Raw genomic sequence first — 26,711 nt, 5'->3', positions numbered from 1 at the left:
GGATGCACCCTGATGCTTTTCAGGGATTGTGATTTGAAAAAGGCCTCTCCATACGTTACAATTGGAGAGCTGGTAAGATTAACAGGCATAAGGTATAGCACACTCAAATTTTATACCGAAGAAGGCATGTTGGAGTTTGAACAAGCAGAAGAAAACTTAACGAGAAGATATAAACGTGTCGATACCATCCAGCGTATTCATTACATCAAAAACTTGAGAGCGGAAGGCAAAACCGTTCCCCAAATTAAGGATATTCTCAATCAAACAAAATGAGCATAAGTTCTAAATTTTTTCTATATGAAAAGGGCTTTTCTACAGCCTTTGGCTTTGAGTGCGCGGTGATGCTGCGGGCCGCCTGGGAAATGGCCGACATGGTAGAGGTCCTGCCCTTTAGCGAGGGAGAAATAAACGAGGCGGTGGCATCGAACCCTGCCGTGGAGCACCTGTATGTTTATCTGTTGGATGGGTCGGATATACGCCAACAATTTGATGGGCTCATCCGCACCTATACCGGACGGGATCGGATGGTGCTGGGGGCAAACGAGATTTATTTGCTGTGTCACGAAAGCATCAGGGATTCAAAGCTCGCAACGTCGTTAGGCAAGCTGAAGGTATCTTTAACAGCACGTAATTGGAAAACAATAAGTAAATTATATGAGATAACGAGGGAATGAAGAACGGTTTCCTTCCAACACAAAAATCTTCTCAGATAGTTGGAAATTCGAACCTTTGATTTTGGGGACGGGTTTTGTTTTAAACAAAAAATTGCTACCTTCTTAATGTTTCAAGATGGCAATGCTGAAGAGGCAATGAACTTTTATATTTCGCTATTTGATAATTCTAAAATAGTGAATATTACCCGTTATGGAGCGAATGAAGCCGGTCAAGAGGGTACTGTAATGCATGCTGTATTTTCATTGAACGGGCAAGAGTACATGTGTATAGACAGCCATGTCAAGCATGAATTTACATTTACCCCTGCGATATCTTTATATGTAACATGTGATAGTAAAGAAGAGATTGATAAGGTATTTGAAAAGCTTTTAGAAGGCGGCCAAATCTTGATGCCCCTTGGCTCTTATCCGTTTAGTGAAAGATTCGGTTGGGTAAATGATAAATACGGGGTCTCATGGCAATTAAATTTTGAAAAGTAATAATGAAAAGAATTTGCACTCTTCTTTAAGCGCGAAACTTTTTGCATTATGACTCTAAAGAAACAGGGTTGTTTTTACGGAAGTGAAAGACAGTCCTGTTTGATTTTGGGCTCGAATTTAAAGAATCATCTTAGAAATTGCCAAATACCCTTAAGACATATTGACTTTTTTCGATATGATAGGCATAATGAACATATCGAAAATTTTAGATTGGAGCGTTATGTATGAAAGCAAACCATTTGGAAAGCGCTAAAGTGTTCAAAGCCTTTTGCGATGAAACCCGGCTTGCCATTTTGGAAATGCTCCAAAGCGGTGAAAAATGTGCCTGTGTGCTGCTTGAAAAGGTAGAAGTGGGACAGTCCACCCTTTCCCACCATATGAAGATTTTGCTGGAAAGCGGCGTTATTTCTGCACGGAAAGAAGGCAAATGGACTTACTATTCCATTAGTGAAAATGGCAGAAAGCGTGCCTTAGCGTTGCTGCACGCCATAACTGAAACCCATCTGCTCACAGGAGAAACAGAGGAAAATTGTTGTGAAAAGGAGAGCGTCTTATGAATGAGGTTATCGAAAATGTCAAAGAGTATTACGGCAAAATTCTGCATAGTACAGCTGATTTGCAAAGCAAAGCCTGCTGCTGTTCGCCGGACTCAATGCCCAAGGAAGTAAAAAAAGCCCTCATTTTTATAGCAGATGAGGTTATCAACCGCTACTATGGCTGCGGCTCGCCGCTACCCCCCTTGCTTGAGGGCATGACCGTTCTTGATCTCGGATGTGGCAGTGGACGTGACGTATATGTTGCAGCTCAGCTGGTCGGTGAGCATGGGCGGGTGATAGGCGTTGATATGACCCAGGAGCAGCTTGATGTGGCAAAAAAATATGAGGACGAACAGCGCCAACGCTTCGGCTACGCAAAATCTAATGTGAAATTTTTGAGCGGTTATATTGAGGATTTACGCGCGGCCGGAATAAGCGATTCTTCGGTGGATATAGTAATCTCGAACTGCGTTGTCAACCTTTCTCCTGATAAGGAAAAGGTCTTTGCAGAAATCTGGCGGGTACTGAAGCCGGGTGGAGAACTTTATTTCTCAGACGTATTTGCTGACCGTCGCATACCCGAATATCTTGCGGCTGACCCGGTATTGCGCGGCGAGTGTATTGGCGGTGCGTTATATTACGAGGATTTCCGGCGTATCATGCAGCGGGTTGGCTTTACCGATTTTCGTTATAAATCTATCCGAAATATAGATTTGGATAATGAGGCGATCATAGAAAAAGTGGGATTCGCAAACTTTACAGAGCGGACAGTCAGAGCCTTTAAATTAGACGACCTGGAGGATATTTGCGAAGATTATGGACAGATTGCCGTCTATAATGGCAGTATCGCCAGCTCCCCGCATTTTTTTGATCTTGACGACCATCACCGCTTCTTTACCGGCAAGCCGCTTTTGGTTTGCGGCAACACAGCTGCCATGCTTGCCAAAACCCGCTTCGCTTCCGCATTCAGGGTAATAGGCAATCGTTCCACCCATTACGGAGTGTTTGGCGTCTGCGGAGGAAAAAGTGAAACAAATTGTTTTGATACTGGCAGTTCATGTGGGTGCTGATACATAAACATGGCGTACATTATCCTCCGCAAAAATAGTCAATAGGCCGCTGTCAAACGGACTGTAAAGTTCGTTGAGCAGCGGCTTTTTGTTCCCTGATGCAACTGCCGGTTGCTAAATTGTCAAGGGGAGTTGATCGACTTTTGAAAGAACGCATAGTAAAATGTGGGTATCAAAAGTTAAGGAGGGGCCTTATGACCCTGGGAGAAAAAATATATGAGCTCAGGACAAAGAATGCTATGTCTCAGGGGGACTTGGCCAATACCTTGGAAGTATCGCGTCAATCCGTTTCCAAATGGGAAAACAATACCTCGGTTCCCGAACTGGACAAATTAGTGAAAATGAGCGAAGTATTCAGCATTTCCCTTGACGAATTGATCCGGGGCGAAAAAACGGAAAAAATGCAGCGCGAAACCCAATCCCCCGATATAAGCGCTCCTCCAAACGGCTTGCCTCCACGAAAAATTGTCGGTCTTTTTATTCTGGGCTTTGGCCTCATCGTATTCCTGTTCCTGTCATTTCTGGGCGATCTGCTGTCCGCGCTTTTCCTAAGTTCACCGCTGTTCGTATGTGCGCTAATTTGCCTGACGGTCAATAAGCATACCGTTCTATGGTGTGGTTGGGCACTGTATGGTTTGATTTATGCGTATCTGCGATATGCCACGGGTATCCGCCTATGGTGGATATTTCAGGGATGGCTGTATCGCGGCGGATTGGAGATACATGCTGCAATTGCCTGGTTACAGGTACTGGGACTCGTGGCATTAATAATAAGCACAGGTCGGTTATTTTATAAAAGCCGAAAAAATTCACCGGATTGACCATAAACGGCAAAGTGAAGTATATTCCGGGGATCCGGGCAAAGAAAAAACCGGGAGGGCGCGCAGGGCACCCTCCCGGTTTTTTCTTTATCGATATTCATCTGTTTTTGGTATTTTGAGGAGTGCAAAGGTTTTTTTGCGGCCTTGTTTGCTACGGAAAGTGCGGTTTCATTCCGCTAGCGGCTTTTGGACTTTATTAAACATCACAGCCGCATTGCCGCATTCATAATGATCGCTGTTCTGGTATTCAGCCTTAAAAGCGGGATGGATGCGCCTGAAAAGCTAGCTGAAACAGTGCTTATGAGAACATACGGTGCAACAAAGCAGGATTACGAAGCTCTCACTCACGCTCTCTCGCAGAGCCAGAGTCGGGAAGACATGCAAATTCTTTTCGATTACGTGCACACGGCATACGGTGAACAGTTAACAGCTGAAGGTTATGAAATATGTATTGCTAATCGTATGATCTCCAAAGCGTCCAAAGTTGCCTATGATGAAAACTCTGATCTTAAGGTATCGGCTATTGAGCTTCAACCGACAGATGCACTGGAAGGTCGACGCCATTGCACCCCGCTAAAATAGTGAATTACGTTATAGAAAACGGCTTCCGGATATACTGACGGTCGCCGTTTTTGCGTACGCAGAGCAGATTTATTTATCACTCAGACTGTTGTCTGCAGATTTTCAACTGAATCAATAAAAACTCTTCTTGATTTAATCTTTATCATATGTTATTAATAACATATGATAAAGATTAAGGGGGAAACGAATTATGTCATTAAACCATGTGATTCTGGGGCTTCTAAACCGGGAGCCATTAACGGGATACGAAATGAAAAAAATAATTCAGAATACACCTTTTATGTATTGGTCTGGAAACAATAACCAGATATACAAAGCATTCGTTGAATTATTGGATGAAGGCTTTGTTACAAAAGAGGTGCAACATCAAGACGGCTCACCGTCAAAAAACATCTACACGATCACCGGCGATGGCCAGCAAGAGTTTAAGAGCTGGCTGCTTTCTGTAACCGATGTGCCGGTTTTTAAAAAGCAAGTATTGATTAAACTTGCTTTGGCTAATCAATTAAAACGTGGTGATTTGGAAACCATGCTGGCATCCTATGCCGATCGGGTTAAGATGCAAGCTCTTTTATCTGAAAGAGAACTCGATAAATGCTATTTTGCTGAACAAGAGCTTTCCGGCCGATCTTTGTTCATTGATTTGATACGAGAAAACATCCTGTCCTTTTATGCCGGCGAACTTGAATGGGTTCAAAAGGTAAAAGAATGTATTGCAGGGCTAGCGGATGAGAGAAACGTTGCGACGGAAGCTGTCATACAAAAAGAAAACAATGAGGTGGAACCAGCAATGAACTGCCAAGTTATGGAAAGTCGAGGAAAAAGATATCTCTATCTCACAAGCAGCGGTTCATTAATTCAGCGGGAACAAGATGCCATTGACATCATTTCCCTTTGCGCTGAACATGGCACGAATGCAGTGGTTCTGGATGGCAATACCCTTTCGGATGATTTCGTAAAGTTAAGGACAGGACTTGCCGGTGCCGTGCTCCAGAAGTTTGTCAACTATAATATCAAAGCGGCTGTGGCCATAAAAGGAGGGCAGAACTTTCCTGTGCGTTTTCAGGAAATGGCTTCCGAGCATAGTTCCGGAAACACATTTCGCATATTTACCAATTTGGAAGATGCCGTAAGCTGGCTATTAGCACAGAGGAGAAAATCAAAATGAAAAACACAGTTGCCTTTAAAACGATCACGGGCAGAGATGCCGTATACAAAGCATATGATGCCTTTCTTGGCAACATGGGGATTCCCCATGAAGAGGTCAATGTAGATACACGATTTGGGAAAGCTTTTGTGATAGCGGCAGGTAAAAAAGATGCGCCTGTTTTGGTATTGCTTCACGGTAGCGGCATAAATTCAGTCATGTGGATTAAGGACATGGAGAAGTATTCCGAGCATTACAGGGTATATGCCGTCGATTTGCAAGGCGAGCCCGGCAAAAGCGACGGTAAGCAATTGTCCTTTGAAGGCTCCGATTTTGACAATTGGCTTCACGATGTATTTGCGGGACTTTCCGTCGAAAAAGCCAGTATAGCAGGAATCTCCTTGGGGGCATGGCTTGCGCTGAAGTTTGCAATCGCCAATCCCCAAATGGTCGATAAACTTGTTCTGCTATGTCCAGCCGGCGTTGGTCCGCAAAAAACTTCCTTTGCCTATGTGTCATTATTTCATATGTTGCTGTGGGGTGAAAAAGGCGTTGAGAGGCTGTTTCGTAAAGTGAATGGAGGGAAACCCATACCACAGGAAATCATGGATTATCAAAAATTGCTGGGGAATAACTTCAATTTCCGGCGGGAGCAAGTACCACTGTTTTCAGATGCCGAACTCACCCAATTGACCATACCCTCCATTTTATTCGTAGGACAAAAAGATGTCATGTTCCACTCACTGAAAACCGCGCAACGCTATCGAAACCTTGTGCCTGATGCAAAAGTCATCGTGCTCCGGGAAGCGGGTCATACCCTTATCGGTCTGGTGGATGACATATTGGAGTTTCTCCAGAACTAGATGAAGCATAGGAAAGTTCTTTCCCAGCACTATCACAAAGTTCTTATTGAAAGAAGTCGATTTCCGTAAAATGGATCGACTTCTTTTCAACTGTGCAGTAAAATAAATGTGATATAGATAGGAGGAAAAACAATGGCTGAGATCATCAAAGTTTATAAAGAACATTTGCCCTCATTGCGTTTCATTGGCAAATGTTACACCAATGCCGATAGAGTCGGTGGATTTGGTCACAAATGGGCAGAATGGTTTCAGAAGGGTTGGTTTGAAGCGCTTGGAAATCTGGGCGGGGCTCCGGATATTGAAAATGGTTACCTGGGCTTGATGCGCTGCGACAGCAGTAATTTTGAAAACACTTTCGAATACTGGATTGGCCTGTTTTTTTCCTCAGATACATCTGTTCCCAGCGGCTATGATTACATAGATTTGGACGATGGCCCCATCGGTGTATGCTGGATTAAAGGCAAAGAGGACGAGGGCGGCATCTATGGCATGCATGAGCAATGCGCTGTTAGATTCCAGGAAAGTGGTATGGGTAATTTTAAAAACGACCATGAAAACAGGGCTTATTTTTTCGAAAGATATAACTGCCCGCGATTTACCGAGAAGGATGAACAAGGCAATGTTATTTTGGACTACTGTGTCTACTTGGCAGATCTGTAATCTTTACTTTGATGGCTGCAAGGGAGAGATTGTTTGTGAGAATAAAGTGGCTTCTTATAACTATACTGTTATGCTCGCTTCTGCTGACGGGCTGTTCTAGCCAACCTCTGCAGGAACCCGAAAAATGGGCAATGGTCGAAGAGAAAGTCATGACGTTCTCAGACGGAGAGAGCGTCAACTTATGGAGAAGAGGCCCCTTTGGGCATGCTGCTTACAAACTTTCGGATGAAACGACACTATTGCTCGTTCAGGACCCAGCCGGCCCGGCTAATGTTTATGTAGGTGGAGTGGAGAGTTTGAATGATTTGAGCGAACCTGCCCAGAGAGCTGTTGCTGCATTTTATGAGGAGCAGGGCTTGCTCTACAACGTCCCATCTGAACTGGAAAAGGCCTATGCAGATTATCTGGCCTGCCAAGACAAGGGAACGTTATTCCACGAGCATTACATCAGTCAGGATATAGTTCCCACCGCTTCTAACGATAGCATAATATGCTTTCTTACATCGGTCATCCTTCCTGTTAATGGACAAATGGCACAGGAAGTTCATTTAGGTGCGGTGTTCAGCCGAGAAACGGGAGAGGTGTTAAATAACTGGGAATTGTTCTCTTTACCGGAGGACGAAGCGCGGCAACGGCTTTTAGATATATTTAATGTTGCGGATTCCGCTTTGCGGACTGAAATGCAGGCCGCATTGAAACCGGAATACATTATTTTGTTCCCCGACAATTTGGATGTTACATTTCCAAGAGGAACTCTGCCAAGCCAAGCATACAGCTATAGTATTGGGTTAGGCTACGATGAACTCCAAGGAGTGATTCAGAGTTGGGCAATTCCTAATTCGGATGGAATATGAGCTGATGAGTATCATTCTTCCGGAATCTATTTTGACCAACCCCCTTTGTTATTTTCTTCTAAATAAAGGATTGACAGGCTTCACGTGCAAAAGTATAATGGAAATCGAACAAATGTTTGTTTTTTGTGATGAAAAATTTAAAAGTATTCGCTGAGGAGGAAACGAGATGGCCGGTAACGATAAATTAAAAGCCCTGGATATGGCTTTAAGTCAGATTGAAAAGCAATTTGGAAAAGGGTCGATTATGAGATTGGGGGAGGCTTCTGCCAAAATGGCGGTGGAAGTGATTCCGACGGGCTGTCTGGCCATTGATATAGCCCTTGGGGTGGGTGGAGTGCCCAGGGGGCGTGTTATAGAAATCTATGGACCTGAGTCTTCCGGTAAGACCACCGTTGCATTGCATATTGCGGCAGAAGCCCAGAAGCTGGGCGGCGTTGCTGCTTTTATCGATGCGGAGCATGCTCTTGACCCGGTCTATGCCAAGGCCTTAGGGGTCAACATCGACAATCTTCTGGTATCCCAGCCGGATACAGGGGAGCAGGCTCTGGAGATTTGCGAAGCTTTAGTGCGCAGTGGGGCTATCGACGTCATTATCATTGACTCTGTGGCAGCTCTTGTTCCCCGGGCAGAGATTGAAGGAGAAATGGGAGATTCCCATGTGGGTTTACATGCCCGCTTAATGTCTCAAGCCTTGAGAAAATTGACCGGTGCCATCAGTAAGAGCAATACCTGCGTTATCTTTATCAACCAAATTCGGGAAAAAGTGGGAATTATGTTTGGTAATCCAGAGACCACAACCGGCGGACGGGCTTTGAAGTTCTATGCCTCCGTCCGTTTGGAAGTACGCCGTGCGGATACCCTGAAGCAAGGTCAGGATATGATTGGCAACCGTACCAAAGTCAAGGTTGTTAAGAATAAGGTGGCTCCGCCCTTTAAACAAGCCGAATTTGACATTATGTACGGAGAAGGTATTTCCCGTGAAGGCAGCATGGTGGATGTGGGTGCGGAGTTGGATATCATTAATAAGTCCGGGGCTTGGTACTCTTATAAAGGTGAGCGCTTAGGTCAGGGAAGAGAGAATGTCAAGGAGTTTCTGAAGAAGAATCCTGAGATTGCCGCCGAAATCGAACAAGGGATCCGGGCCAGCATTGCTAACGTAAGCGCTCCGGTTGCAGATGATGTCCAAGAGGAGCCGGAAGACATCTAAGATGAAGGGTGTGTTGGATGTCGCCTTAACCTATTTATCGAGAAGAATGCTGACACGCTGCGAACTCAGCCAACGGCTGGCGAGGAAGGGCTTTCCAAGTCATGAGATCGAAGCTGCCATAGAGCGGCTTTTAGAATGGGGCTATCTCAGCGATCAGGAATATGCCCGTGCTTATTGTCTCAGCAAGCAAACGAATTACTCCCAGAAGAGGATTAACTATGATTTGAAGGGCCGGGGGATCGAAGAGGGTATCATAGAGCAGGCTTTGCGGGAAACCTATTTACCGGGCCAGGAAGCGGAGCTTTGCCGAAAACATGCGCAAAAGCTTTGGGTTGAGGAATCCCGGCGCTGGGAGAATACTTACCGGCATAAAAAGAGTTATGAGAAAATCCCCCGGGAACTTATGCTAAGACAGAAAGTCGGGCAAAAGCTTATGCAAAAAGGCTACCCTCAGGAAATGGTTTTTGAGATCCTTGAAGGGATAGCGAAGGAGTAACAGGAAGGCGAGTCCTTCCTGTTTTCCTTATAGTTTCTTAGAATACTTGTATTATACATCTATATTGCAGGTGGTTCTTGACAAATTTTTCAAAAGATATTACACTAAAAAGAGCCTGTTTCTTTTAAAGTCAGACCTTTAAGGTTTTCTTATAGATTGCATCGTAGTTAGTATTATATATGGAGGTATCGGACTAGCGGCGTGTAGGTTTGTAGGAAAAAGGGGCAATGTATTTTGCCTTTAATTAAAGGTTTCTTTTAAAGAACTGGCATGGTCCCAGTTTTTTTGTTTTTATAGGGAGAACTAGGAGAATGATAACCAAATAAGTATGTGTTTAGGAGGTGAAAACTACTTGGAACTAACTGAATTAATCTTTATTGTTGTAGCAGTCGTGGTATCCCTTTTTGTGGGTGGTTTTATAGGTTGGCTTATTCGTAAGAGTGCCGCGGAAAAGCTCATCGGCTCAGCTGAAGAAGAGGCAAAACGGGTCATCGACAATGCTCAGGGTGCCGCTGAGGCTAAACGCCGTGAAGCTGTCATTGCCGCTAAAGAAGAAGTCATGCATATCCGCAATGAAGTGGAAAAAGAATCACGGGAACGCCGCAACGAGATTCAGCGGATGGAGAGACGGGTTATTCAAAAAGAAGAGTCTTTAGACCGCAAAATGGAGTCTTTGGAGCGCAAGGAAGATAATCTTCATCGTAAAGAAGAAGAAGTGGATCAGCTCAAAGAGGTCCTGACGCAAACTGTAGCCAAAGAAAAACAAGAATTAGAACGGGTCTCTGGTTTATCCACTGAAGAAGCGAAGCAAATTCTGCTGCAAAGTGTGGAAGAAGAAGTTCGTTACGAATCCGCTATTATGATTAAAGATATTGAGACGAAGGCTAAGGAAGAAGCAGAGAAGCGGGCTAAGAACATTATCTCTTTGGCAATTCAGCGTTGTGCTGCGGATCACGTCGCCGAGAGCACGGTGTCTGTGGTGGCCCTGCCCAGTGATGAGATGAAGGGACGCATTATCGGACGGGAAGGACGCAATATTCGGACTCTGGAGACCTTAACAGGTATCGATCTGATTATTGATGATACTCCCGAAGCGGTCATTCTCTCTGGGTTTGACCCCATCCGCAGAGAAGTTGCCCGGGTTGCCCTGGAAAAACTGATTGCCGATGGACGGATTCACCCGGCTCGCATCGAAGAAATGGTTGAGAAATCTCAAAAAGAGGTGGATCAGCGTATTCGTGAAGAAGGAGAGCAAGCTACCTTTGAAACCGGAGTGCATGGCTTACATCCTGAAATCATTCGCCTCTTAGGACGATTGAAGTTTAGAACCAGTTATGGTCAAAATGTCCTCAAGCATTCTATGGAGGTATCCCATTTGGCAGGTTTAATGGCCGCCGAACTGGGGGTCGATGTACAGCTGGCCAAGCGGGCAGGTTTGCTGCATGACTTAGGCAAAGCTGTGGATCACGATACTGAAGGGACTCATGTTCAGATCGGTGTCGATCTAGCGAAGAAGTATAAGGAATCTTGGGAAGTTATTCATGCTATTGAAGCTCATCATGGTGATGTTGAAGCGAAGACCATCGAAGCAGTCTTAGTGGCTGCCGCCGACGCAGTCTCAGCTGCTCGCCCAGGAGCTCGCCGTGAGACTCTCGAATCCTATATCAAGCGCCTGCAGAAGCTGGAAGAGATTGCCGACACCTATGATGGTGTGGAAAAATCCTACGCGATTCAAGCAGGACGTGAGATTCGAATCATCGTCAGACCAGATAAGATCGATGATGTTCTGGCTCCGAAAGTGGCTCGGGAAATCAGTAAACGCATTGAGGATGAATTAGAATATCCAGGTCAAATCAAGGTTGTCGTCATTCGTGAAACTCGTGCCGTGGATTATGCCAAATAATCATGGAATAGTTGAATCTTGAACATTGCGGACAGGTGAGAACATCGCCTGTCCTTTATAATTTTATAAGTAACAGTAAGGCGGAAATCACCAGGCAGGAGTTTATCGGAAATTGACGAATTATTATGGAGTGATGAGCAGCAAATATGCAGAGCAAATAGTCAGTATGATGAGAAAGAGGATGACACTATGGGACGTTTAAACCTCCATTATAAAGATGGGGGATGTGCACCTGATGGAGTTGGGTTGCTGATATCCATTTTAATTCGCTATCCTGAGGTATGCTCCGTACGTTATCAACAGCCGGAACATGCCCTGACCTTTCGCTTTACGGTGTCGGGCCCCGAACAGGGAGAAAAATTCATGGATACCTTACAAGAGGCTTTAAAGGCTTATCATAGATTAGAAGGCCACTCCATGCGGATCTGCAGGATAGAACATAAGCTGGAAAGCGGTGTAACCTTAGTGACCATTACCCGGGATGTTGAGAGTATGAACGAGAGGGAAATTGGTCTGATCGTTGATTTGGTGAGAAACATCGCTCAGAACATAATCTATGATGATACAGAGATTCCTGAGGAAGAGCAGATCTTTCAGGAGGAAGTGATTGGACAGATTCTCCAGTCTTTCCGGGACTGCCGCTTAGAAAAAGGGTTTATTGCGGTTCGGGAGGAAGGAAGGGTTTTAGTCTATAATAGCTAGATATCATGTGCGTAGGTTTTGGATGGTTCTTTTTTGGGCATATCAATACTATAATCGGATCGATGGATGATTGGGGATTTATGGAGTGAATATACTATTTATTGGCGACATTGTTGGTAATCCTGGCCGTGAGGCGATTAAGGTGTTGCTCAAACCGCTTATCAAAGAGTATGGGATAGATTTAACCATAGCTAATGGTGAAAACGCCGCCGGAGGTAAAGGCTTAACCAAGGAAGTAGCCGAAGAGCTTTACGACGATGGCATCGAATTTATCACCATGGGCAATCATGTCTGGGATCAGCGGAGCATCATGAAGTTTATTGACCAGGAAGCCCGTTTGATCAGGCCGGCCAATTATCCGGTGGGCGCACCGGGTAAAGGGTATGGTTACATAAGGACAAAGGGTAAGAAGGTCGGGGTGCTTAATCTTTCCGGCCGGGTATTCCTCAATAGTCTTGAGGATCCCTTCAGCGGCGCTATTCGCTGGATTAATGAGATGCGGCAGGAGACCCCTGTCATCATCGTTGATTTTCATGCCGAAGCTACCTCGGAGAAGGTGGCCTTGGGTTGGTTCCTGGATGGCAAAGTTTCCGCTGTCTTGGGGACTCATACCCATATCCAGACGGCAGATGCCCGCTTGCTGCACCAAGGAACTGCCTATATCACGGACGTGGGGATGACCGGACCCCGGGATTCTGTTTTAGGGGTTAAAAAAGAAACTATCATTAATCGATTTTTGACCCAACTTCCCGCTAAATTTGAATTAGCGGCAGGCCCCATACAGCTTAATGCCGTTGTGCTCGATGTGGATGAGACCACAGGAAAAGCCCGCTCCATCGCACCTATTCAACGGGTAAAAGAGTGAATTTTGACGATAGGAAAAAATATTTAAAAAAGTCTGAAAGCTCTCAGAAAAAAGAGGATTTTTTCCACCTTCTGGAGAATACACTTAGTGTGTTAGGAATATCTGTCAGTGATTCGAACAGGAGGTTGTCGTTCATGGATGTGTTAAAAGTCTCAGCAAAATCAAGTCCAAATTCTGTCGCAGGTGCTTTGGCTGGTGTGCTCCGTGAGAGGGGAGGTGCGGAGTTGCAGGCCATTGGTGCAGGTGCACTCAATCAAGCTGTAAAGGCCGTAGCTATTGCCAGAGGGTTTGTTGCCCCCAGCGGAGTCGATCTTGTATGTATTCCTGCTTTCACCGACATACAAATTGACGGGGAAGAGCGAACGGCAATAAAACTAATTGTAGAACCACGTTGAGAAAGTTTGGTAGGAGATTGTATTTTTAAGTGTTCATGGTTTTAAAGCAGGACACCTGTTGGCTTAAAGCGGCAGGTGTTTCTGATTGTGTAAGGGAGGATAAAGTATGAAGGATGTTTGGGTCATCGATGGTCATTGTGACAGTATTCTCGACTTTTTAGAGGGAAAAAGAAGTCTGACCACCCCTCTGGAGGGAGGACATTGGGATATCCAAAGAGCCAAAGAGGGCAAAGTCATGCTCCAGTTCATGGCTGCTTTCATTGAGAGCCAATATAAACCGGAGAGAGGCACTCTGAGAGGATTGGAGCTCATTCATGCTGTCCACCGATTTATTCAGATCAATGGGGAGAGTGTGGTTTTGGTCAGACAAGCAGAGGATTTGCGGCGCCTCGCTCCTTCTCAAGTGGGCTGCTTATTAAGTATTGAAGGGGGAGAGATTTTAGGCAGCAGCCTGTTTCTCCTGGATATTATCTATGAATTAGGGGTGCGTGCCTTAGGTCTGACCTGGAATCAGAGAAATGCCATTGCCGACGGCGCCGGGGAACTGACTCAAAGCGCCCTGACCCAATTCGGTGAGAAAGTCATTCAACGGATGAATGAACTGGGGATGCTGATCGATGTATCCCATCTTAATGAAGCGGGGTTTTGGCATGTCCTTAAGCTCAGCAGCCAACCTATCCTGGCTTCTCATTCCTGTGCCTATGCTCTTTGTCCTCACCCCCGCAATCTCACCGATGAACAGCTTAAGGCCCTTGCTCAAAACGGGGGAGTAGTCGGTGTGAATTTTTATCCGGGATTCTTAACTCAGGAGCCTAAAGCCAGCCTTCAAGATGTGGTGCGCCATATCCAATATATTGCGGAAGTGGCGGGAGTCGACGCAATTGGCTTGGGTTCGGATTTTGACGGCATCGATTCCACTCCTACGGGTCTTGAAGGGGCGGACAAATATGGCGATTTAGCTGAGGCCTTGCACCTCGCTGGGTTTAACGATGAGGAAATCGAGAAAATAATGTATAAAAACTTTATGCGTTTGCTCTCTACCGTGTTAAAATAGTCAGTGTATATTCCCTGGAAAGAGGTAAAGGTCATGCCCGAAGTTAAACTTAGATATCCGGAAGCTGATTTGCATTGCCATACCAGTGCATCCGATGGGCTGCTTACGCCCTGGGAGCTGGTTAAGCAGGCCGCGGAATTAGGACTTAAGGCGGTAGGAATAACGGATCACGATACCCTAAGCGGCTGGGAAAAGGCCAGCCAAGCAGGCAAGCATTTCAATGTGGACATCCTCAGAGGAGTCGAGCTCAATACGGAGTGGGCTGGTGTCGAAGTTCATATTCTCGGTTACGAGATGAATCCCCAAGGGACGATCCTTGAAGACAAACTTTCCGAACTAAGGGAGGCTCGCTTTAAAAGAGTCTATACGATTATTGAAAAATTGCAGGATTTAGGGATACCTATTCAGAAAGCTGAGGTTGAAAGAATCACCAAGGGGGAATCTGTGGGGAGACCCCATATTGCTCAGGTTCTTGTTGATAAAGGAATAGTGAACTCTATTGCTGAAGCTTTTGATCGCTATATAGGAACCGGAGGGCCGGCCTATGTTCCCCGTTTAAAAATAACCCCGGAAGAGGGAATCGTGCTTATCCGCAAAGCCGGTGGTGTTGCCGTATTGGCTCATCCCGGCATCTATAAATTGGAAAAAGGAATTGAGCAATGGGTCAAAGCAGGGCTGCAAGGAGTTGAGGTAAGCCACTCTGAACACACCCTTGAAGATGAAAAGAAATACCGGGCTATAGCTAAAGAATACGGATTGCTGATGACAGGTGGTTCAGATTTTCATGGGGAAAAGCGCAAGCCAGGTGTTCGTTTAGGCGGCTGGGGAACTACCTATGGAGTCGTGGAAGAAATCCGCAATTTGGCCAATTTGGCCTGTTCGCATCATATCTAAATCACTGAAAGAGGCAAAAGGGTGGGAGGTAAGGTATTGAAAGCGCGGCGTTTAAGCAGTTTAGGAGCATCTGTATTTACAGAAATGGACGATTTAAGAAAAGAGTTGGAGAAGGCTGGTAAACAGCTGATTAATCTTAGCATCGGCAGCCCTGACCGCTCCCCCTCCGCAGAGATTCGCAAGGTCCTGGCTGAAGGGGTCCTTGACGGCGGGAGTTATGGCTACACTCTGACCCGGGGGACAGAAAGCTTTCGGTCAGGATGTGCCCGGTGGTACAAAGAGCGCTTTGGCGTCAATTTGGACCCGGAAAAAGAAGTGCTTCCTTTAATGGGTTCTCAGGACGGGCTTGCCCATATCTTTTTAGCTCTGTGCGATCCCGGAGATGTGGCTTTAATACCTGATCCGGGGTACCCCATCTACACGGCGGGATTAGTCCTGGCCGGAGGAGAAAAGGTTGCTCTGCCTTTAAGGGAGGAAAACGGCTTTTTGCCGGATCTGTCGGCCATTGAGGATGAGGTGGCCCAACAAGCTAAAATCATGTTTCTTAATTACCCTAACAACCCCACTGCGGCGGTGGCGCCTTTGTCCTTTTTCGAAGAAGTTGTTGATTTTGCCCGGAGGAACAGGATTGTGGTGTGTCATGACGCCGCCTACTCGGAGTTAGCCTTTGACGGTTACCGTCCCGTGAGCTTCCTTCAGGTTCCGGGGGCCAAAGAAGTGGGGATTGAATTTCACTCCGTCTCCAAAACCTACAATTTGGCAGGGGTCAGACTGGGATTTGCGGTGGGCAATGGGGAAATCATCGGGGCCTTGGCTGAGCTGAAATCGAATATCGACTACGGGGTATTTGAGCCTGCCCTGCAGGCGGGTGCCTATGCCCTCAGTGCCTCTCAGGAAAATGTTGAACAAAACCGCCGGGCCTATCAGGAACGGAGAGATATCTGGGTTAAGGGGTGTGCTCAGGCAGGGTGGTCCATGCCCTCTCCCCGAGGCTCCATGTTTATTTGGGCTCCGGTACCCACAGCACAGGATTCCCGCAGCTTTGCCTTCGCCTTAGCCCGGGAGGCCGGTGTCATTGTCGTCCCCGGTGTTGCCTTTGGGGAATATGGAGAAGGGTATGTGCGGATTGGCATGGTCCAGGATCAGGAAGTCTTGCAGGAGGCTGTGCGGCGGGTTCAAGAGTTTCTGGCTGCCCAGGGTTAAAAAGTTCAACCTTGGCATAGAATACCTATGTAGACTATGGCTAAGGGGGACAGGGACTTGGAGATTCATGAAGAAGTCAAAAATCTTCGCGAAGAACTCAGGGCTGCCAAAGGACGAATCGGTGAATTGGAACAGCGGGTGGAGCATCTAAGAGTCAGCCGCAGAGTCCTTATGAATCTGCTGGAAAAAGTAGAGAGGGAAAAAGTCGCTCTCATTCATAAGCTGGAAAAGGAAAATATCCGCTTGCAACGGGACAATACACGGTTTGCCAAATGGATTTTCTCCAAGAATCGGGAGATCGTTCAGTTGCAGGAAAAAATTGAGGAATACAAAGAGAAGGCTTAAAATTTAAGAAGCCTTCTCTTTTGCTATTCTTGATTAATTTTAATATGTGAAGAATTAGGCGTTATAGAGTACTAGTGCCGGTTATCCGCCTGGTAAAGCAAATATCCTTCCTGGCTGTGAGGTGTGTGATGTTCCCTGATCAGCTCGACGATGCGGGGGTCTAAACCGAGGTGTGACGCCATTTCCGCTCCCCAAAGCGGATGAGCTTCAGCCGCCTGCAAGGAGGCGGCAAGTGGGAGGGAGGAGCGGCTTAAAGTATGCCAAATTTTGCGGGGTGCCTTTTGCAGCAAAACAATCGCAACCCGCTCCCATAGTTGGAGAGGATATCTTGTCTTGCCGCAATCATGAAGAAGAGCAGCGATAAGAAGATGTGAGTCCCGAATCCCGGAACTCCATAAGTCCTGTGCCACATCCAGTGCATGACGCTGTTCCGGAAGGGGCTGACCTTGGAACAGAGCAAGGCTTGGGGCGGGCAGCAGGGATATGACCCAGGCCAGTTCATCTTCTGTGATGATGGGGTGGATGGCTTGCCAAAATTGATGGATGCGGTAAAACATGGAGACCCCCTGAAACTCAGTATTTGCTGATACCTTTTATACCATTTTACAACGGACCCTGCTGATTGTACATTGACCGGTGTTAGAACCGGTGTCAGCAATATCTGGGGCAGGATGCTGAAAAATATGCCGGACAAGGCTTTTTGCAGAAGGAAAATAATGGAATATAACGAATAAAGAAAGAGGTGCTATTTCCCTGGCACTATCAGAAAGTATAAGCTTGCGCTATATACTTTCTAAGCATAAGGGCAACCAGCGACTTCGCCTCCTTCGTAAGTATGCGTTTAAGGCACGGCGAAGCCGGGTTTTCTTTAATTTGTAAAAGGAGGATTGAGTATGTCTGAGTTATCTCGCCGGGAGAGAAAGAAACTGGAGACGTATACCCGACTTTATGAGTGTGCCATGGAGCTTTTTCGCCAACAAGGCTATGAACAAACTTCAGTGGAGCAGATTACCCAACTGGCTGACGTAGGCAAGGGGACCTTTTATAATTACTTTCAATCCAAGGAGGCCGTTGTTTTGGAGTATTCCCGGCGCAACTATCAGGAACTGATCGCTTCAGGCCGGGAGGCAGGGTACTCTCTTCAGGAACGTTTGGCTCACGTGCTGAGGAATTGGTCTCAATTTATGATCCGGGAAAGGGAATTAGCCTGGGTGGCGCTTAAAAACAGGGAAGAAGCTGAGCTGGATAAAGGCTTGCACTATGGAATTATCGGTATTATCAGCCATGGCCAGCGTATTGGCGAAATTAATAAACGCTATGATCCGGTCTTTTTGGCAGAAAGCCTGCAGGGTATGGTGCTGCAGCATTTTCTGCATTGGTTTGTTACAGGAGAAGGGGATTTAGAGAAAGAGATGGAGGATGTCCTTAATCTCTTTTTTGAAGGACTGAGTGAACGGAAGCTTAGAGCCTAGTACTAATCTATCCCCCAGGACGCATAAAGTGTCAGGGGGTGGTATAAATGGAGCGGCGAAGTGCCCGGTCCTGCGGCTTATGGATGGGGGAGCTGGCACCTGGATTACATAACGATATCACGGATGTGCCCGGAGTCTTGGTGGGTCATGTTTCTTTAATCAAAGGTTACGGTCCCCTCATTCCCGGCGTGGGTCCTGTCCGCACCGGCATTACAGCCATTCGTCCTCACCCGGGGAATATCTATCGTGAGCCCTGCCGGGCGGGAATTCACGTCATGAATGGTTTTGGCAAGTCTCTGGGTGTGCCTTATATCCAAGAGACCGGTCTGCTGAATTCTCCCATTTTCTTAACTAATACCTTGAGTGTCTATGACGCAGCTCAAGGAATGCTGACTTATTTGCTGCAGGAAAATCCGGAGATAGGCCATGATGCCCGAACCCCTAATTTGGTGGTTTTCGAATGCGATGACTCCTATCTGAATGATATCCGTGGCCGCCATGTGAAGCCCTGGGATGGGATTTTAGCCCTGAACCGTGCCGCGGCAGGCCCGCTGGCTCAGGGATGTGTGGGGGCGGGAGTGGGAATGTGCTTATTTCAGCTGAAAGGCGGGATTGGCAGTGCTTCACGTATTGTTCCCAGCCAGGGCAAAGATTATCGGGTGGGTATGTTGGCCTTGACCAACTTTGGGCATTTAGAAGATATGCTTATCAACGGTGTTCCGATAGGTTTAATGATGAAGAGGGCTAACCTGCAAGAAATGCTTTGCCAGGTTCCAGGCTCTCTTATTTTAGTGGGTATGACGGATGCTCCTCTCAGTTGCCGGCAACTGCATATGCTGGCGGCAAGGGCCCCTATGGGATTAGGCCGGACGGGGGGCATATCGCGGATGGGGAGCGGAGAGTTTTGCTTGATGGTCAGCAACACCGGCTTGGAATTTGAAGCACCGCTCAGCGATTGGGAGCTGGATCCCTTTTTTAAAGCAGTGGTGGAAATAACGGCTGAAAGCATCTGGAATTCCCTGTTCTATGCTACATCAATGGTAGGGCGGGATTGGCATTTATGCCAAGCGCTTCCCATTGCCGAAGTATTATCCTGGATGGGCTAATTTCTCCTGAAGATGGCATGATATTCCTGGTTTGTGCGTAAATATGTAGTGTGACAAAAGTTAAGGGAGGATCATTGTGAATAATTGGCTTGAAATCTGGGAGCAGCATCCGGATGTTTTTATTGCCCAAAACTGGCAGGAGTGCCCTGCCGAAAAAAGAAAAGATTTGCGCCTGCCACAGCAGTATAGTTATTTCGTTGGCGGGGAGACTGCATTGCGGGTTGGCATCGTGGCCAGCCGAATCCTGCCGAAAGAAGAGGAGTTTTTATTAGCCGGCATGCTTTGGGCGAACCGTTTGAGCAATGGGGCACGAACGGTCATATATTTTATTGCACCTGATTTTTCACCTTTTCTATTGCATGCTTTAGCAAAAATGGGAGGACTCATCAATGCCAAGGCTGTGTATTGGCGGGAGCGCTTATCCCCCAGTCTCTATTTGATACCTGAAGCACCGTCAGGTGGTCAGAAGCGGATTGCGGTTGGAGAACGCCGACCCAACTGGTTGAAATGGAGGCAGGAATTAAACCCGGTAGCCCAGCACCAACTCTTTGTGGTGAAAGGATTTTTTGATAAACTTGCCCAACGGGGAGTGCGCTGCGAGCTAAAACCCCTGACTATTTCCTATCTGTGGGGAAACATCGAGATTGCTGAGATTAAACGCAAGGGAAAGAAATTTGAACTGACAACGAAGCTCAAGGGATTGAAACATGATGAAAAGGCTCAGTCCCTTCTGCGTCAAGGCTGGGTGGATGCTTCAGGGGAATTGAACAGCGAATTCTGTACAGCAATCCTGACAATCTTGGATGATTTAGAGGAGAAGGAGCGCAAAGGACAGCTTAAGCCGAAAGATCAACTCTCTTTATGGCTTTATCAAGGGGGCGGGATACTTTCCTCCTTATGGGGTTCCCCCAAAGATTGGCCATGGCTGCCTAAAGATCGAAGTGAATCCTGGATAGCGGATTTGGGTCAATGGCATTATTTCGAAGGAAACGGCCAAATCAGTGTCATCTGTCCCATCCTGGATAAACCGTTGACACAGGCCAGTCAAGCGATTCTGCTGTCCAGCGTTTTGGAAAAGAGTACCTTGCTTCATCTTGATAAAACCAAAGCCAACACGGCCTGGGATATGCAGATTCATTGGCTTACCTTAAAAGACTTTGAAGAAGAACTGAGATTGTGGCTTTCCTGGCTAAAGTATCCGGAGAGATATCAGGTATGGATTTTGCCCAATGATTGGCAAGCAGAGGGCCTTAACGAGCTGGTTTGCCGGAGTGCCCCCTACCGGGAAAGAATCATTGATGAGTATTCTTAGGAGTTCGTAGAACTCTGAAGGCTACTAATAACAGTGCAGAACCCCCTGTGTACCGATAAACATCAGGGGGTTCTGCACTTATGCTATGGCGAAGCCATTTTGGTTGGTTTCTGTTGAAAGCAATTAAAAAAGTTCTGTAATAAATATTGAATGTGTTGTATAATTATACAAATTGTATGGAGGAACACGCTATGAACTTAAGAAGAGCAAAATTACCAGACGTAGAAGCGATGATGTCACTCGTTAACCATTTTGCCGACCAGGGGCTGATGCTGCCGCGGTCACGGAACTCACTCTATGAAGGCCTTAGAGAATTCCTGGTGGTCGAAGAACAGGATAGAATCATCGGCATAGGCGCTCTGCATATTATCTGGGATGATCTGGCGGAGATACGGACTCTTGCCGTGTTGGAAGAGTATCAGGGGCAAGGGGTAGGCAGAAGCCTCGTTAATGCTTTGCTGGCTGATGCCCGAACCATCCTTTGCCCCAGAGTGTTTACCCTGACCTATCAACCTGGTTTTTTTGAACGCTGCGGTTTTATTATGATCAATAAAGAAGATATGCCCCATAAAGTATGGAAAGATTGCATCCATTGTGTAAAGTTCCCTAACTGTGATGAAAATGCCATGATGCTGAACCTGTAATCAGGCAATCGAAGAGGATTTGCTGTGGCAAATTCCCCGGGCGGAGCGGTGTGACAAGGTTCCACTGTCGTCGAGTATCATGCGCAGAAATTTCCATTGTAACTCAAGGTAAGCAGTGGCTAAATCATGTTCACTAGTACCCTGAGCAATCAAAACCTCTCGGCAAGAAGACTCAAATTCACGAATAAATTCCAGGGCATCCTCATGAGATGACAACATAACCCATTTCACCTTCCTATTACTTATTCTATTTGACAAAGAAAAAATATTTTAGAGAAATCTGTATTATCTTAAGTTGTCTCTATTATAAAAAATTCCTTCCGTAAAAAATGTTGTAATTAGGAGAGAACAAGCCGTTTAATTAGATAAAGAATGATGAAAAATAGTGTTTTTGTGTAAATTTATGCCGTATGAGTCGTGGGGACCTTGCCGGTTCGCCAAAGAGAAACATCAAAGATACGAATATTCCCCAATAAGTAGTGCTTTTTCGCTTGGGAGTAATTCTTCAAAATGAGATAACAATCGCCAAGAGAATGATGAATCGTGGCAGTGTAACTTAAGGTGAGCAGAAACTGAGTGAACCGATTAGCGCCATTGCAGGGAAACCCGGATTTTTTGGATAGAGCCAGGCTTAGTTCGTAAATCCTAATGGCAGCCTGCCATTCATTCATCTGCCGCAGTATATGGCCCAGCACACAAAGCAGAAGCGGATCTGAAGTATGGTGAGGGTTATCATGAACTATCCTTAAGGCATGCCTGGGGCGGCCCTCACGCAGGAGAATGTCGGCAAGGGTTGCACACAAAAGGGGATCATGGGTGTTTTGGTATTTTTCCAATAAAGCGATAGCCTGCCTCTTTTCATTAAAATAAAAATAAAGTTGACTGGAAAAATGGGAAATTGCTAAGGGTGTGGAATCCTGAGTGATTTCCTTTGCCATTTTGCGGGCAGTGATCTTTTTGTCCGGGGTGGGAAAACTTTTTTTGTGCATCATTAAAAAATAGGCAAGAAGAAAACCGAGGATAAAGATCAAGAGCCCGAGCATTTGGCCAAAGCGCCAGCCTAAGATGAGACTGGTCGGGCAAATGAAGATAAGCAAAGAGAAGAAGTAATAAAGTTTATAGACATAGATGATTTCCAAATCATATTGGATTTGACGCATGCATAACCTCCTGATATCAGACAATCTATGGTGAATTATATGAGCCTGGTTCATGCAATATGATACTTGGGATGATGATCTCTTTTAATGGTCTGACCTTCAGGAGGTATAATAATTTTTTGATTTCTTTGCAGGATTTTGGTAAAGAATATAGAAATAAATAATTAATGTTTTGAATGGTAAAACGTAGTTTTATTAAAATGAAACAGATAACCCATTACGAAAGAAGAGTTCTAAATATTCGCAATAGATTATCTTATCTAATTTATGCACAAAAAGGTTGACTAAAGGACCTGTTCCATAGATAATAAGATTATACAAAGAATAATGAAACTGAGTTTCGACATGTGAAACAACAAACCTTTGTATTCCTTATCCTATCCATGGTGCTCAACCTAAAATCATTGATTTAAAGTAGAGTCAAGGGAAGGGGTGAGAGACTTCTTTAGTCAGGTAAAAAACGTCTCTGGTACAGAAAAAACAGTATGGAAGGGATTTATGCATGGCAAGATTTCTAGAGTATCAAGGTAAAGAATGGCTTGCAAAAGCAGGAATGCCGGTACCTAAGGGTCGTCCGGCATCGACCCCCGAAGAAGCAAGGGAAGCCGCTGAATGGATTGGCGGTCCTGTTGCGGTAAAAGGTCAGGTACAAGCGGGTGGTCGTGGTAAAGCTGGGATTGTTAAACTGGTTAACACTCCCGATGAGGCAGCAGCAGCTGCTGCTGAAATTCTCTCCAAAACAGTAAAAGGCTTACCGGTGCGCAAAGTTCTTGTGGAAGAAAAATTGGATATCAAAAAAGAGTTCTATTGCTCCTTTGTCGTTAACGGAGCAAAGGAAGCCCGTTCACCAATGCTTATGTTCAGCGTTGAGGGCGGTATGGATATTGAAAGTGTCCCGGAAGACAAATTACTGAAGATCAATGTGGACCCCATCAATGGACTGCAGACTTATGATGCGGTAGATTTGGCTGCTAAAGCAGGAATAGCTCCGGAAGAATTAACGAAGTTTGCTAAATTTTTGACGAAACTTTCTCAAACTTATAAGAAATACGACTGTATGACCCTTGAGATCAACCCCTTCGTTATGACAGGGAATGGCAATCTCATCTGTGCCGACTGCAAGATGGAAATCGACAACAGTTCCGTAGGCCGTCATCCCGAGTTCGGCTTTGACATCGCCCGCGACCTGCCTGGTGAGCCCACAGAGTTGGACTACATCGGCTGGAGCATTGAGGAAACCGATGCCCGTGGCACAGGCTTCCTTATGAATATGGGATACGATGAAGTCAGCCCCGGATATGTTGGCTATCATCCCATCGGCGGCGGTTCGGCGATGATGGGCTTGGATGCTCTTAATCAAGTAGGTCTGAAGCCGGCCAACTATGCCGACACCAGCGGCAACCCCGTAGCTTCCAAAATTTATCGCGTTGCCAAATCGGTGCTTTCCCAGCCCAATATTGACGGCTACCTACTTGGGGGCTTTATGATGGCCAACCAGGAACAATGGCATCATGCTCATGCTATAGTCAAAGTGCTTCGTGAAATCCTCCCCACTCAAAAACCAGGATTGCCTTGTGTGCTCCTGCTTTGCGGCAACCGGGAAGATGAATCTTTGGAAATTCTCAAAACCGGACTGGCTGATCTGATGACCAGCGATGGACCTGGAAAGAGAATTGAGATTTACGGCAAAGAATATGTAACCGATACGAAGTTCATTGGTGAAAGACTTTTAGCTCTGAGCAAAGACTATCGGGCTGAGAAAGAAGCTCAAGGAAAGTAGGGAAATAACGTGCTGGAATTCGCTGAAAAAAGTTGCAAAATCACAATCGATACCAGCAAGTGTGATGCGTGCGAAACAAAAGCATGTGCAGACGCCTGCAAAAAGTATGCGAGAGGTTTGTTGGGCATAGATGATCAAGGCAGAGCTTCAGTGGCTCACCGGACTGAGGAAGAAGTTCTTCGTCTCGGCACAGAATGTCTGGCCTGTGAATTTGCTTGTAAATTCCGCGGCAAGGATGCCATCTCCATTGAAGTTCCTGTAGCCGGTCTGGACGCATACTTGGCAAAACGCGCATAATCACAGGATCGATTGAAAGACTAACGCATAGATAGGTTACACTGGGTAAACCAGCAATTTGTTTAAATGAGGGATAAGAATGGGCATTTTGATCAACAAAGAGACCAAAGTGGTTGTCCAGGGAATTACCGGACGAGAAGGCTCGGTGCGGACAAAATATATGAAAGACTATGGTACGAATCTGATCGGCGGCACAAGTCCCGGAAAAATGGGGCAAGAGGTTCACGGTGTTCCGGTGTTCAATACCGTCAAGGAGATTGTCCGCGAACAGGGTGACATTGATTTCAGTGTTATCTTCGTACCGGGAAGCGCTTTAAAGACAGCTGTTATGGAAGCTGCCGACGCAGGGGTTAAGAACATTATTCCTTGTGTGGAAGGTACTCCTATTCATGACATTATGGAAATGATCGCCTATGCGAAAGGGAAAGGTTCAAGATTGATTGGACCGGGTTCCATTGGTATCCTCACTCCGGGAGAAGCTGTCGTCGGCTGGCTGGGCGGCAACGTGGAGTGGGCTAATAAGTTCTTCCAAAAAGGTCATATCGGTGTCTTTTCACGCAGTGGCGGTCAATCAGGTACCATTCCGTGGGTACTGAGAGAAGGCGGCTTCGGAGTCAGCACCGTTATTCATACCGGAACAGAGCCGGTGCTTGGCACCTCCATGGCCGATCTGTTACCCTTCTTCGAGGAAGATCCCGATACTCATGGCGTGGCTGTCTACGCAGAAATCGGCGGCACCCAGGAAGAAGAATGTGCGGAAGTGATCGCCGCTGGTAAATTCACAAAGCCTTTTGTCATCTATGTAGCTGGTGCTTGGGCGCCGGAAGGTCAACGCTTCTCCCATGCCTCCAATATCGTTGAGCGTGGACGCGGTTCGGCCAAGAGCAAGATGGAAGCGATCACCAAAGCTGGTGGCTTTGTAGCGGAAAGACCGACAGACATTCCGTTGATCCTTAAGGAAAAGCTGGGTAAATAAGGTCGGATTATTTACCTCCAATCATTCTGGTATAGACGGGATAGCTTCGTCTATACCAGAATGGAAAACATAAAGTCGGTTATTCGATGACTTAGCGTCACTGAGTGGCGTTCTGATTCAGTGGCGGTCAGCCATCGAATAACCATCAAATAACTGGCGGGCATCTATTGATTCACTTCGCAACTAGGAGCAAATGCTCTTAGAAATATTATTAAATTATTAGGGGGTATATCTACCATGGCTGTTATGAGATCCGTTATGTACATTCCCGGAAACAATCCTAAAATGGTGGCTAAAGCACCTGAAATTCCTGCCGACATCATTACCTTCGATTTAGAGGATGCTGTACCACCCGCGGAAAAAGAAACAGCTCGTCAGATCGTAAGAGAGAATTTAGAATATGGTGCCAAAGGTGGCGCCCAAGTATTTGTCCGTATCAATAACTGGGAAACCGGCTTAACCAATGATGACCTGGAAGCCATCGTTTGGCCTGGCCTCAATGGCGTTACCTTGGCAAAAACCGGTTGTGCCGCAGACGTACAACGTCTGGAGTGGAAACTGGAAGAGCTGGAAATGCGCCGCGGAATTCCTGTCGGAACTGTAAAAATCTCCATGCTTCTGGAAACAGCTAAAGGTATTGCCCACGCTGAAGAATGCTGCTTAGCCAGCAAGCGCAATGTCAATGCTATCTTTGGTGCTGTTGACTATTGCCGTGACATGCGCGTCAAAATCACTAATGAAGCTGTTGAACAGCAATATGGCCGTGCAAAAGTGGGCGTAGCCTGCCGTGCTGCCGGAATCGTTGCTATCGACGCTCCTTTCGTTGATTATGCCAATATCCCTGCCTTTGAAAAGAACGTTGCCGAAGGTAAGCAAATGGGTTATGAAGGCCGTATGATCATTCATCCAGGACAAGTTGAACCTTCCAACAGAATGTATGCTCCGGATCCTGCCGATGTTAAATGGGCAAATGACGTCGTAAAAGTCTTTGAAGAAGAAGGTCTGGCCAAAGGCAAAGCTGCCGTTTCCTTAAATGGAAAAATGGTTGATACCCCCGTTTATCTCAATGCCAAAGATATCTTAGCTTCTCAAGCTGAAATTGATGCTAAAACCGCCGGCAAATAAGCCGTCATAAACATGCTGTTTCAAGCGTAGATTTGAATAGGGCGGGTCGCTTCTCAGGAAGCGGCCGCCTATATTGAAGAACTGCGAA

At 46.2% G+C, this 26,711-nt stretch carries 32 protein-coding genes; 29 read left to right on the top strand and 3 right to left on the bottom strand.

The features are described from left to right. Positions 1-12: 12 nt before the first annotated feature. From DHAF_RS15540 to DHAF_RS15440, 21 genes are all read left to right on the top strand, one after another. Positions 13-273 carry a helix-turn-helix domain-containing protein gene (locus tag DHAF_RS15540; RefSeq protein ID WP_015944397.1) on the top strand — a complete coding sequence of 87 codons (261 nt, stop codon included), beginning with the start codon at positions 13-15 and terminating at the stop codon, positions 271-273. Further along, positions 270-674 (top strand): DUF1697 domain-containing protein, encoded by a 405-nt coding sequence (locus tag DHAF_RS15535; protein ID WP_015944396.1) that lies wholly within the window; start codon positions 270-272, stop codon positions 672-674. Before DHAF_RS15540 ends, DHAF_RS15535 begins: the two co-directional genes overlap by 4 nt. Before the next feature lie 39 nt (positions 675-713). Beyond that, complete coding sequence (locus DHAF_RS15530) at positions 714-1,154, top strand: VOC family protein (RefSeq protein ID WP_015944395.1); 441 nt, start codon at positions 714-716, stop codon at positions 1,152-1,154. A gap of 224 nt (positions 1,155-1,378) precedes the next feature. Continuing rightward, complete coding sequence (locus DHAF_RS15525) at positions 1,379-1,711, top strand: ArsR/SmtB family transcription factor (protein ID WP_015944394.1); 333 nt, start codon at positions 1,379-1,381, stop codon at positions 1,709-1,711. Beyond that, entirely contained in the window at positions 1,708-2,760 is a 1,053-nt protein-coding gene (locus tag DHAF_RS15520) for a methyltransferase domain-containing protein (protein ID WP_015944393.1), read from the top strand. The genes DHAF_RS15525 and DHAF_RS15520 overlap by 4 nt, the downstream gene beginning before the upstream one ends. Positions 2,761-2,954: 194 nt before the next feature. Further along, positions 2,955-3,581 carry a helix-turn-helix domain-containing protein gene (locus DHAF_RS15515; RefSeq protein ID WP_015944392.1) on the top strand — a complete coding sequence of 209 codons (627 nt, stop codon included), beginning with the start codon at positions 2,955-2,957 and terminating at the stop codon, positions 3,579-3,581. Positions 3,582-3,767: 186 nt separating this feature from the next. Next, positions 3,768-4,163 carry a hypothetical protein gene (locus DHAF_RS15510; RefSeq protein WP_041271973.1) on the top strand — a complete coding sequence of 132 codons (396 nt, stop codon included), beginning with the start codon at positions 3,768-3,770 and terminating at the stop codon, positions 4,161-4,163. Positions 4,164-4,353: 190 nt separating this feature from the next. Beyond that, entirely contained in the window at positions 4,354-5,331 is a 978-nt protein-coding gene (locus DHAF_RS26445; protein ID WP_015944390.1) for a PadR family transcriptional regulator, read from the top strand. Continuing rightward, a complete protein-coding gene (locus DHAF_RS15500; protein ID WP_005812933.1) occupies positions 5,328-6,173 on the top strand; it encodes an alpha/beta fold hydrolase in 846 nt (281 codons plus the stop codon). Before DHAF_RS26445 ends, DHAF_RS15500 begins: the two co-directional genes overlap by 4 nt. A gap of 132 nt (positions 6,174-6,305) precedes the next feature. Next, the gene (locus DHAF_RS15495) at positions 6,306-6,833 is read left to right on the top strand and encodes a hypothetical protein (RefSeq protein WP_015944389.1); all 528 of its coding nucleotides are present in this window, start codon (positions 6,306-6,308) and stop codon (positions 6,831-6,833) included. Between the two features lie 35 nt (positions 6,834-6,868). Then, on the top strand, positions 6,869-7,687 hold the full coding sequence (locus DHAF_RS15490) for a hypothetical protein (RefSeq protein WP_015944388.1): 819 nt from the start codon (positions 6,869-6,871) through the stop codon (positions 7,685-7,687). A gap of 166 nt (positions 7,688-7,853) precedes the next feature. Next, positions 7,854-8,894, top strand: coding sequence for a recombinase RecA (gene recA / locus DHAF_RS15485; protein ID WP_015944387.1), 1,041 nt, complete (start codon positions 7,854-7,856; stop codon positions 8,892-8,894). 1 nt (position 8,895) lies between these two features. Further along, positions 8,896-9,390 carry a regulatory protein RecX gene (locus DHAF_RS15480; RefSeq protein ID WP_015944386.1) on the top strand — a complete coding sequence of 165 codons (495 nt, stop codon included), beginning with the start codon at positions 8,896-8,898 and terminating at the stop codon, positions 9,388-9,390. 328 nt (positions 9,391-9,718) lie between these two features. Then, the gene (gene rny, locus DHAF_RS15475) at positions 9,719-11,293 is read left to right on the top strand and encodes a ribonuclease Y (protein WP_005812942.1); all 1,575 of its coding nucleotides are present in this window, start codon (positions 9,719-9,721) and stop codon (positions 11,291-11,293) included. A gap of 189 nt (positions 11,294-11,482) precedes the next feature. Continuing rightward, on the top strand, positions 11,483-11,995 hold the full coding sequence (locus DHAF_RS15470; RefSeq protein WP_015944384.1) for a hypothetical protein: 513 nt from the start codon (positions 11,483-11,485) through the stop codon (positions 11,993-11,995). 85 nt (positions 11,996-12,080) lie between these two features. Next, positions 12,081-12,860 (top strand): TIGR00282 family metallophosphoesterase, encoded by a 780-nt coding sequence (locus tag DHAF_RS15465; protein ID WP_015944383.1) that lies wholly within the window; start codon positions 12,081-12,083, stop codon positions 12,858-12,860. A gap of 134 nt (positions 12,861-12,994) precedes the next feature. After that, complete coding sequence (gene spoVS, locus DHAF_RS15460; protein ID WP_011459952.1) at positions 12,995-13,255, top strand: stage V sporulation protein SpoVS; 261 nt, start codon at positions 12,995-12,997, stop codon at positions 13,253-13,255. Positions 13,256-13,361: 106 nt separating this feature from the next. Continuing rightward, positions 13,362-14,309: a dipeptidase gene (locus DHAF_RS15455; RefSeq protein WP_015944382.1), complete on the top strand. Its 948-nt coding sequence runs from the start codon at positions 13,362-13,364 to the stop codon at positions 14,307-14,309. Between the two features lie 33 nt (positions 14,310-14,342). Then, positions 14,343-15,203 (top strand): PHP domain-containing protein, encoded by an 861-nt coding sequence (locus tag DHAF_RS15450; protein ID WP_015944381.1) that lies wholly within the window; start codon positions 14,343-14,345, stop codon positions 15,201-15,203. Positions 15,204-15,239: 36 nt separating this feature from the next. Continuing rightward, a complete protein-coding gene (locus tag DHAF_RS15445; protein WP_015944380.1) occupies positions 15,240-16,406 on the top strand; it encodes an aminotransferase class I/II-fold pyridoxal phosphate-dependent enzyme in 1,167 nt (388 codons plus the stop codon). 36 nt (positions 16,407-16,442) lie between these two features. Continuing rightward, positions 16,443-16,751, top strand: a complete 309-nt coding sequence (locus DHAF_RS15440) for a translation initiation factor 2 (RefSeq protein WP_005812953.1) — start codon at positions 16,443-16,445, stop codon at positions 16,749-16,751. 71 nt (positions 16,752-16,822) lie between these two features. Here DHAF_RS15440 and DHAF_RS15435 read toward each other — a convergent pair whose 3' ends face one another. After that, positions 16,823-17,308, bottom strand: a complete 486-nt coding sequence (locus DHAF_RS15435; RefSeq protein ID WP_015944378.1) for an HD domain-containing protein — start codon at positions 17,306-17,308, stop codon at positions 16,823-16,825. Positions 17,309-17,644: 336 nt separating this feature from the next. Here DHAF_RS15435 and DHAF_RS15430 point away from each other — a divergent pair, with 336 nt between their 5' ends. From DHAF_RS15430 to DHAF_RS15415, 4 genes are all read left to right on the top strand, one after another. Then, positions 17,645-18,223 carry a TetR/AcrR family transcriptional regulator gene (locus DHAF_RS15430; protein WP_005812956.1) on the top strand — a complete coding sequence of 193 codons (579 nt, stop codon included), beginning with the start codon at positions 17,645-17,647 and terminating at the stop codon, positions 18,221-18,223. A 47-nt stretch (positions 18,224-18,270) separates the two neighbouring features. Next, entirely contained in the window at positions 18,271-19,329 is a 1,059-nt protein-coding gene (locus tag DHAF_RS15425) for a DmpA family aminopeptidase (RefSeq protein WP_015944377.1), read from the top strand. 76 nt (positions 19,330-19,405) lie between these two features. Then, entirely contained in the window at positions 19,406-20,641 is a 1,236-nt protein-coding gene (locus DHAF_RS15420; RefSeq protein ID WP_015944376.1) for a hypothetical protein, read from the top strand. A gap of 191 nt (positions 20,642-20,832) precedes the next feature. Beyond that, a complete protein-coding gene (locus DHAF_RS15415) occupies positions 20,833-21,285 on the top strand; it encodes an N-acetyltransferase (protein WP_015944375.1) in 453 nt (150 codons plus the stop codon). Here the strand turns inward: DHAF_RS15415 and DHAF_RS15410 are convergent, their stop codons facing one another. Both DHAF_RS15410 and DHAF_RS15405 read right to left on the bottom strand, forming a co-directional pair. After that, positions 21,286-21,504, bottom strand: coding sequence for a hypothetical protein (locus DHAF_RS15410; RefSeq protein ID WP_005812963.1), 219 nt, complete (start codon positions 21,502-21,504; stop codon positions 21,286-21,288). Between the two features lie 182 nt (positions 21,505-21,686). Further along, positions 21,687-22,445: a tetratricopeptide repeat protein gene (locus DHAF_RS15405; RefSeq protein WP_005812965.1), complete on the bottom strand. Its 759-nt coding sequence runs from the start codon at positions 22,443-22,445 to the stop codon at positions 21,687-21,689. A gap of 502 nt (positions 22,446-22,947) precedes the next feature. On the opposite strand from DHAF_RS15405, the gene DHAF_RS15400 reads away from it, so the two are divergent. The 4 genes from DHAF_RS15400 (at position 22,948) to DHAF_RS15385 (ending at position 26,623) form a co-directional block, all read left to right on the top strand. Then, entirely contained in the window at positions 22,948-24,225 is a 1,278-nt protein-coding gene (locus DHAF_RS15400; RefSeq protein WP_005812967.1) for an ATP-grasp domain-containing protein, read from the top strand. A 9-nt stretch (positions 24,226-24,234) separates the two neighbouring features. Beyond that, positions 24,235-24,522, top strand: a complete 288-nt coding sequence (locus DHAF_RS15395; RefSeq protein ID WP_005812969.1) for a hypothetical protein — start codon at positions 24,235-24,237, stop codon at positions 24,520-24,522. 79 nt (positions 24,523-24,601) lie between these two features. After that, positions 24,602-25,498 (top strand): succinate--CoA ligase subunit alpha, encoded by an 897-nt coding sequence (locus tag DHAF_RS15390; RefSeq protein ID WP_005812971.1) that lies wholly within the window; start codon positions 24,602-24,604, stop codon positions 25,496-25,498. A gap of 237 nt (positions 25,499-25,735) precedes the next feature. Further along, positions 25,736-26,623 carry an HpcH/HpaI aldolase/citrate lyase family protein gene (locus DHAF_RS15385; protein ID WP_005812973.1) on the top strand — a complete coding sequence of 296 codons (888 nt, stop codon included), beginning with the start codon at positions 25,736-25,738 and terminating at the stop codon, positions 26,621-26,623. Positions 26,624-26,711 lie beyond the last annotated feature (88 nt).

It is taken from the genome of Desulfitobacterium hafniense DCB-2 (genome assembly GCF_000021925.1).
Classification (GTDB): Bacteria; Bacillota; Desulfitobacteriia; order Desulfitobacteriales; family Desulfitobacteriaceae; genus Desulfitobacterium; species Desulfitobacterium hafniense.
The sequence above is the reverse complement of the archived record's forward strand: the minus strand, read 5'-3'. Positions and strand labels throughout refer to the sequence as shown.

Bases quoted from the DNA above. Each gene is read 5' to 3' on its own strand.
- DHAF_RS15540 (WP_015944397.1), top strand. From the start codon at position 13: ATGCTTTTCAGGGATTGTGATTTGAAAAAGGCCTCTCCATACGTTACA.
- DHAF_RS15535 (WP_015944396.1), top strand. From the start codon at position 270: ATGAGCATAAGTTCTAAATTTTTTCTATATGAAAAGGGCTTTTCTACA.
- DHAF_RS15525 (WP_015944394.1), top strand. From the start codon at position 1,379: ATGAAAGCAAACCATTTGGAAAGCGCTAAAGTGTTCAAAGCCTTTTGC.
- DHAF_RS15520 (WP_015944393.1), top strand. From the start codon at position 1,708: ATGAATGAGGTTATCGAAAATGTCAAAGAGTATTACGGCAAAATTCTG.
- DHAF_RS15515 (WP_015944392.1), top strand. From the start codon at position 2,955: ATGACCCTGGGAGAAAAAATATATGAGCTCAGGACAAAGAATGCTATG.
- DHAF_RS26445 (WP_015944390.1), top strand. From the start codon at position 4,354: ATGTCATTAAACCATGTGATTCTGGGGCTTCTAAACCGGGAGCCATTA.
- DHAF_RS15500 (WP_005812933.1), top strand. From the start codon at position 5,328: ATGAAAAACACAGTTGCCTTTAAAACGATCACGGGCAGAGATGCCGTA.
- DHAF_RS15495 (WP_015944389.1), top strand. From the start codon at position 6,306: ATGGCTGAGATCATCAAAGTTTATAAAGAACATTTGCCCTCATTGCGT.
- recA (WP_015944387.1), top strand. From the start codon at position 7,854: ATGGCCGGTAACGATAAATTAAAAGCCCTGGATATGGCTTTAAGTCAG.
- DHAF_RS15480 (WP_015944386.1), top strand. From the start codon at position 8,896: ATGAAGGGTGTGTTGGATGTCGCCTTAACCTATTTATCGAGAAGAATG.
- rny (WP_005812942.1), top strand. From the start codon at position 9,719: ATGTGTTTAGGAGGTGAAAACTACTTGGAACTAACTGAATTAATCTTT.
- DHAF_RS15470 (WP_015944384.1), top strand. From the start codon at position 11,483: ATGGGACGTTTAAACCTCCATTATAAAGATGGGGGATGTGCACCTGAT.
- spoVS (WP_011459952.1), top strand. From the start codon at position 12,995: ATGGATGTGTTAAAAGTCTCAGCAAAATCAAGTCCAAATTCTGTCGCA.
- DHAF_RS15455 (WP_015944382.1), top strand. From the start codon at position 13,362: ATGAAGGATGTTTGGGTCATCGATGGTCATTGTGACAGTATTCTCGAC.
- DHAF_RS15450 (WP_015944381.1), top strand. From the start codon at position 14,343: ATGCCCGAAGTTAAACTTAGATATCCGGAAGCTGATTTGCATTGCCAT.
- DHAF_RS15440 (WP_005812953.1), top strand. From the start codon at position 16,443: ATGGCTAAGGGGGACAGGGACTTGGAGATTCATGAAGAAGTCAAAAAT.
- DHAF_RS15435 (WP_015944378.1), bottom strand. From the start codon at position 17,308: ATGTTTTACCGCATCCATCAATTTTGGCAAGCCATCCACCCCATCATC.
- DHAF_RS15430 (WP_005812956.1), top strand. From the start codon at position 17,645: ATGTCTGAGTTATCTCGCCGGGAGAGAAAGAAACTGGAGACGTATACC.
- DHAF_RS15425 (WP_015944377.1), top strand. From the start codon at position 18,271: ATGGAGCGGCGAAGTGCCCGGTCCTGCGGCTTATGGATGGGGGAGCTG.
- DHAF_RS15415 (WP_015944375.1), top strand. From the start codon at position 20,833: ATGAACTTAAGAAGAGCAAAATTACCAGACGTAGAAGCGATGATGTCA.
- DHAF_RS15410 (WP_005812963.1), bottom strand. From the start codon at position 21,504: ATGTTGTCATCTCATGAGGATGCCCTGGAATTTATTCGTGAATTTGAG.
- DHAF_RS15405 (WP_005812965.1), bottom strand. From the start codon at position 22,445: ATGCGTCAAATCCAATATGATTTGGAAATCATCTATGTCTATAAACTT.
- DHAF_RS15400 (WP_005812967.1), top strand. From the start codon at position 22,948: ATGGCAAGATTTCTAGAGTATCAAGGTAAAGAATGGCTTGCAAAAGCA.
- DHAF_RS15390 (WP_005812971.1), top strand. From the start codon at position 24,602: ATGGGCATTTTGATCAACAAAGAGACCAAAGTGGTTGTCCAGGGAATT.
- DHAF_RS15385 (WP_005812973.1), top strand. From the start codon at position 25,736: ATGGCTGTTATGAGATCCGTTATGTACATTCCCGGAAACAATCCTAAA.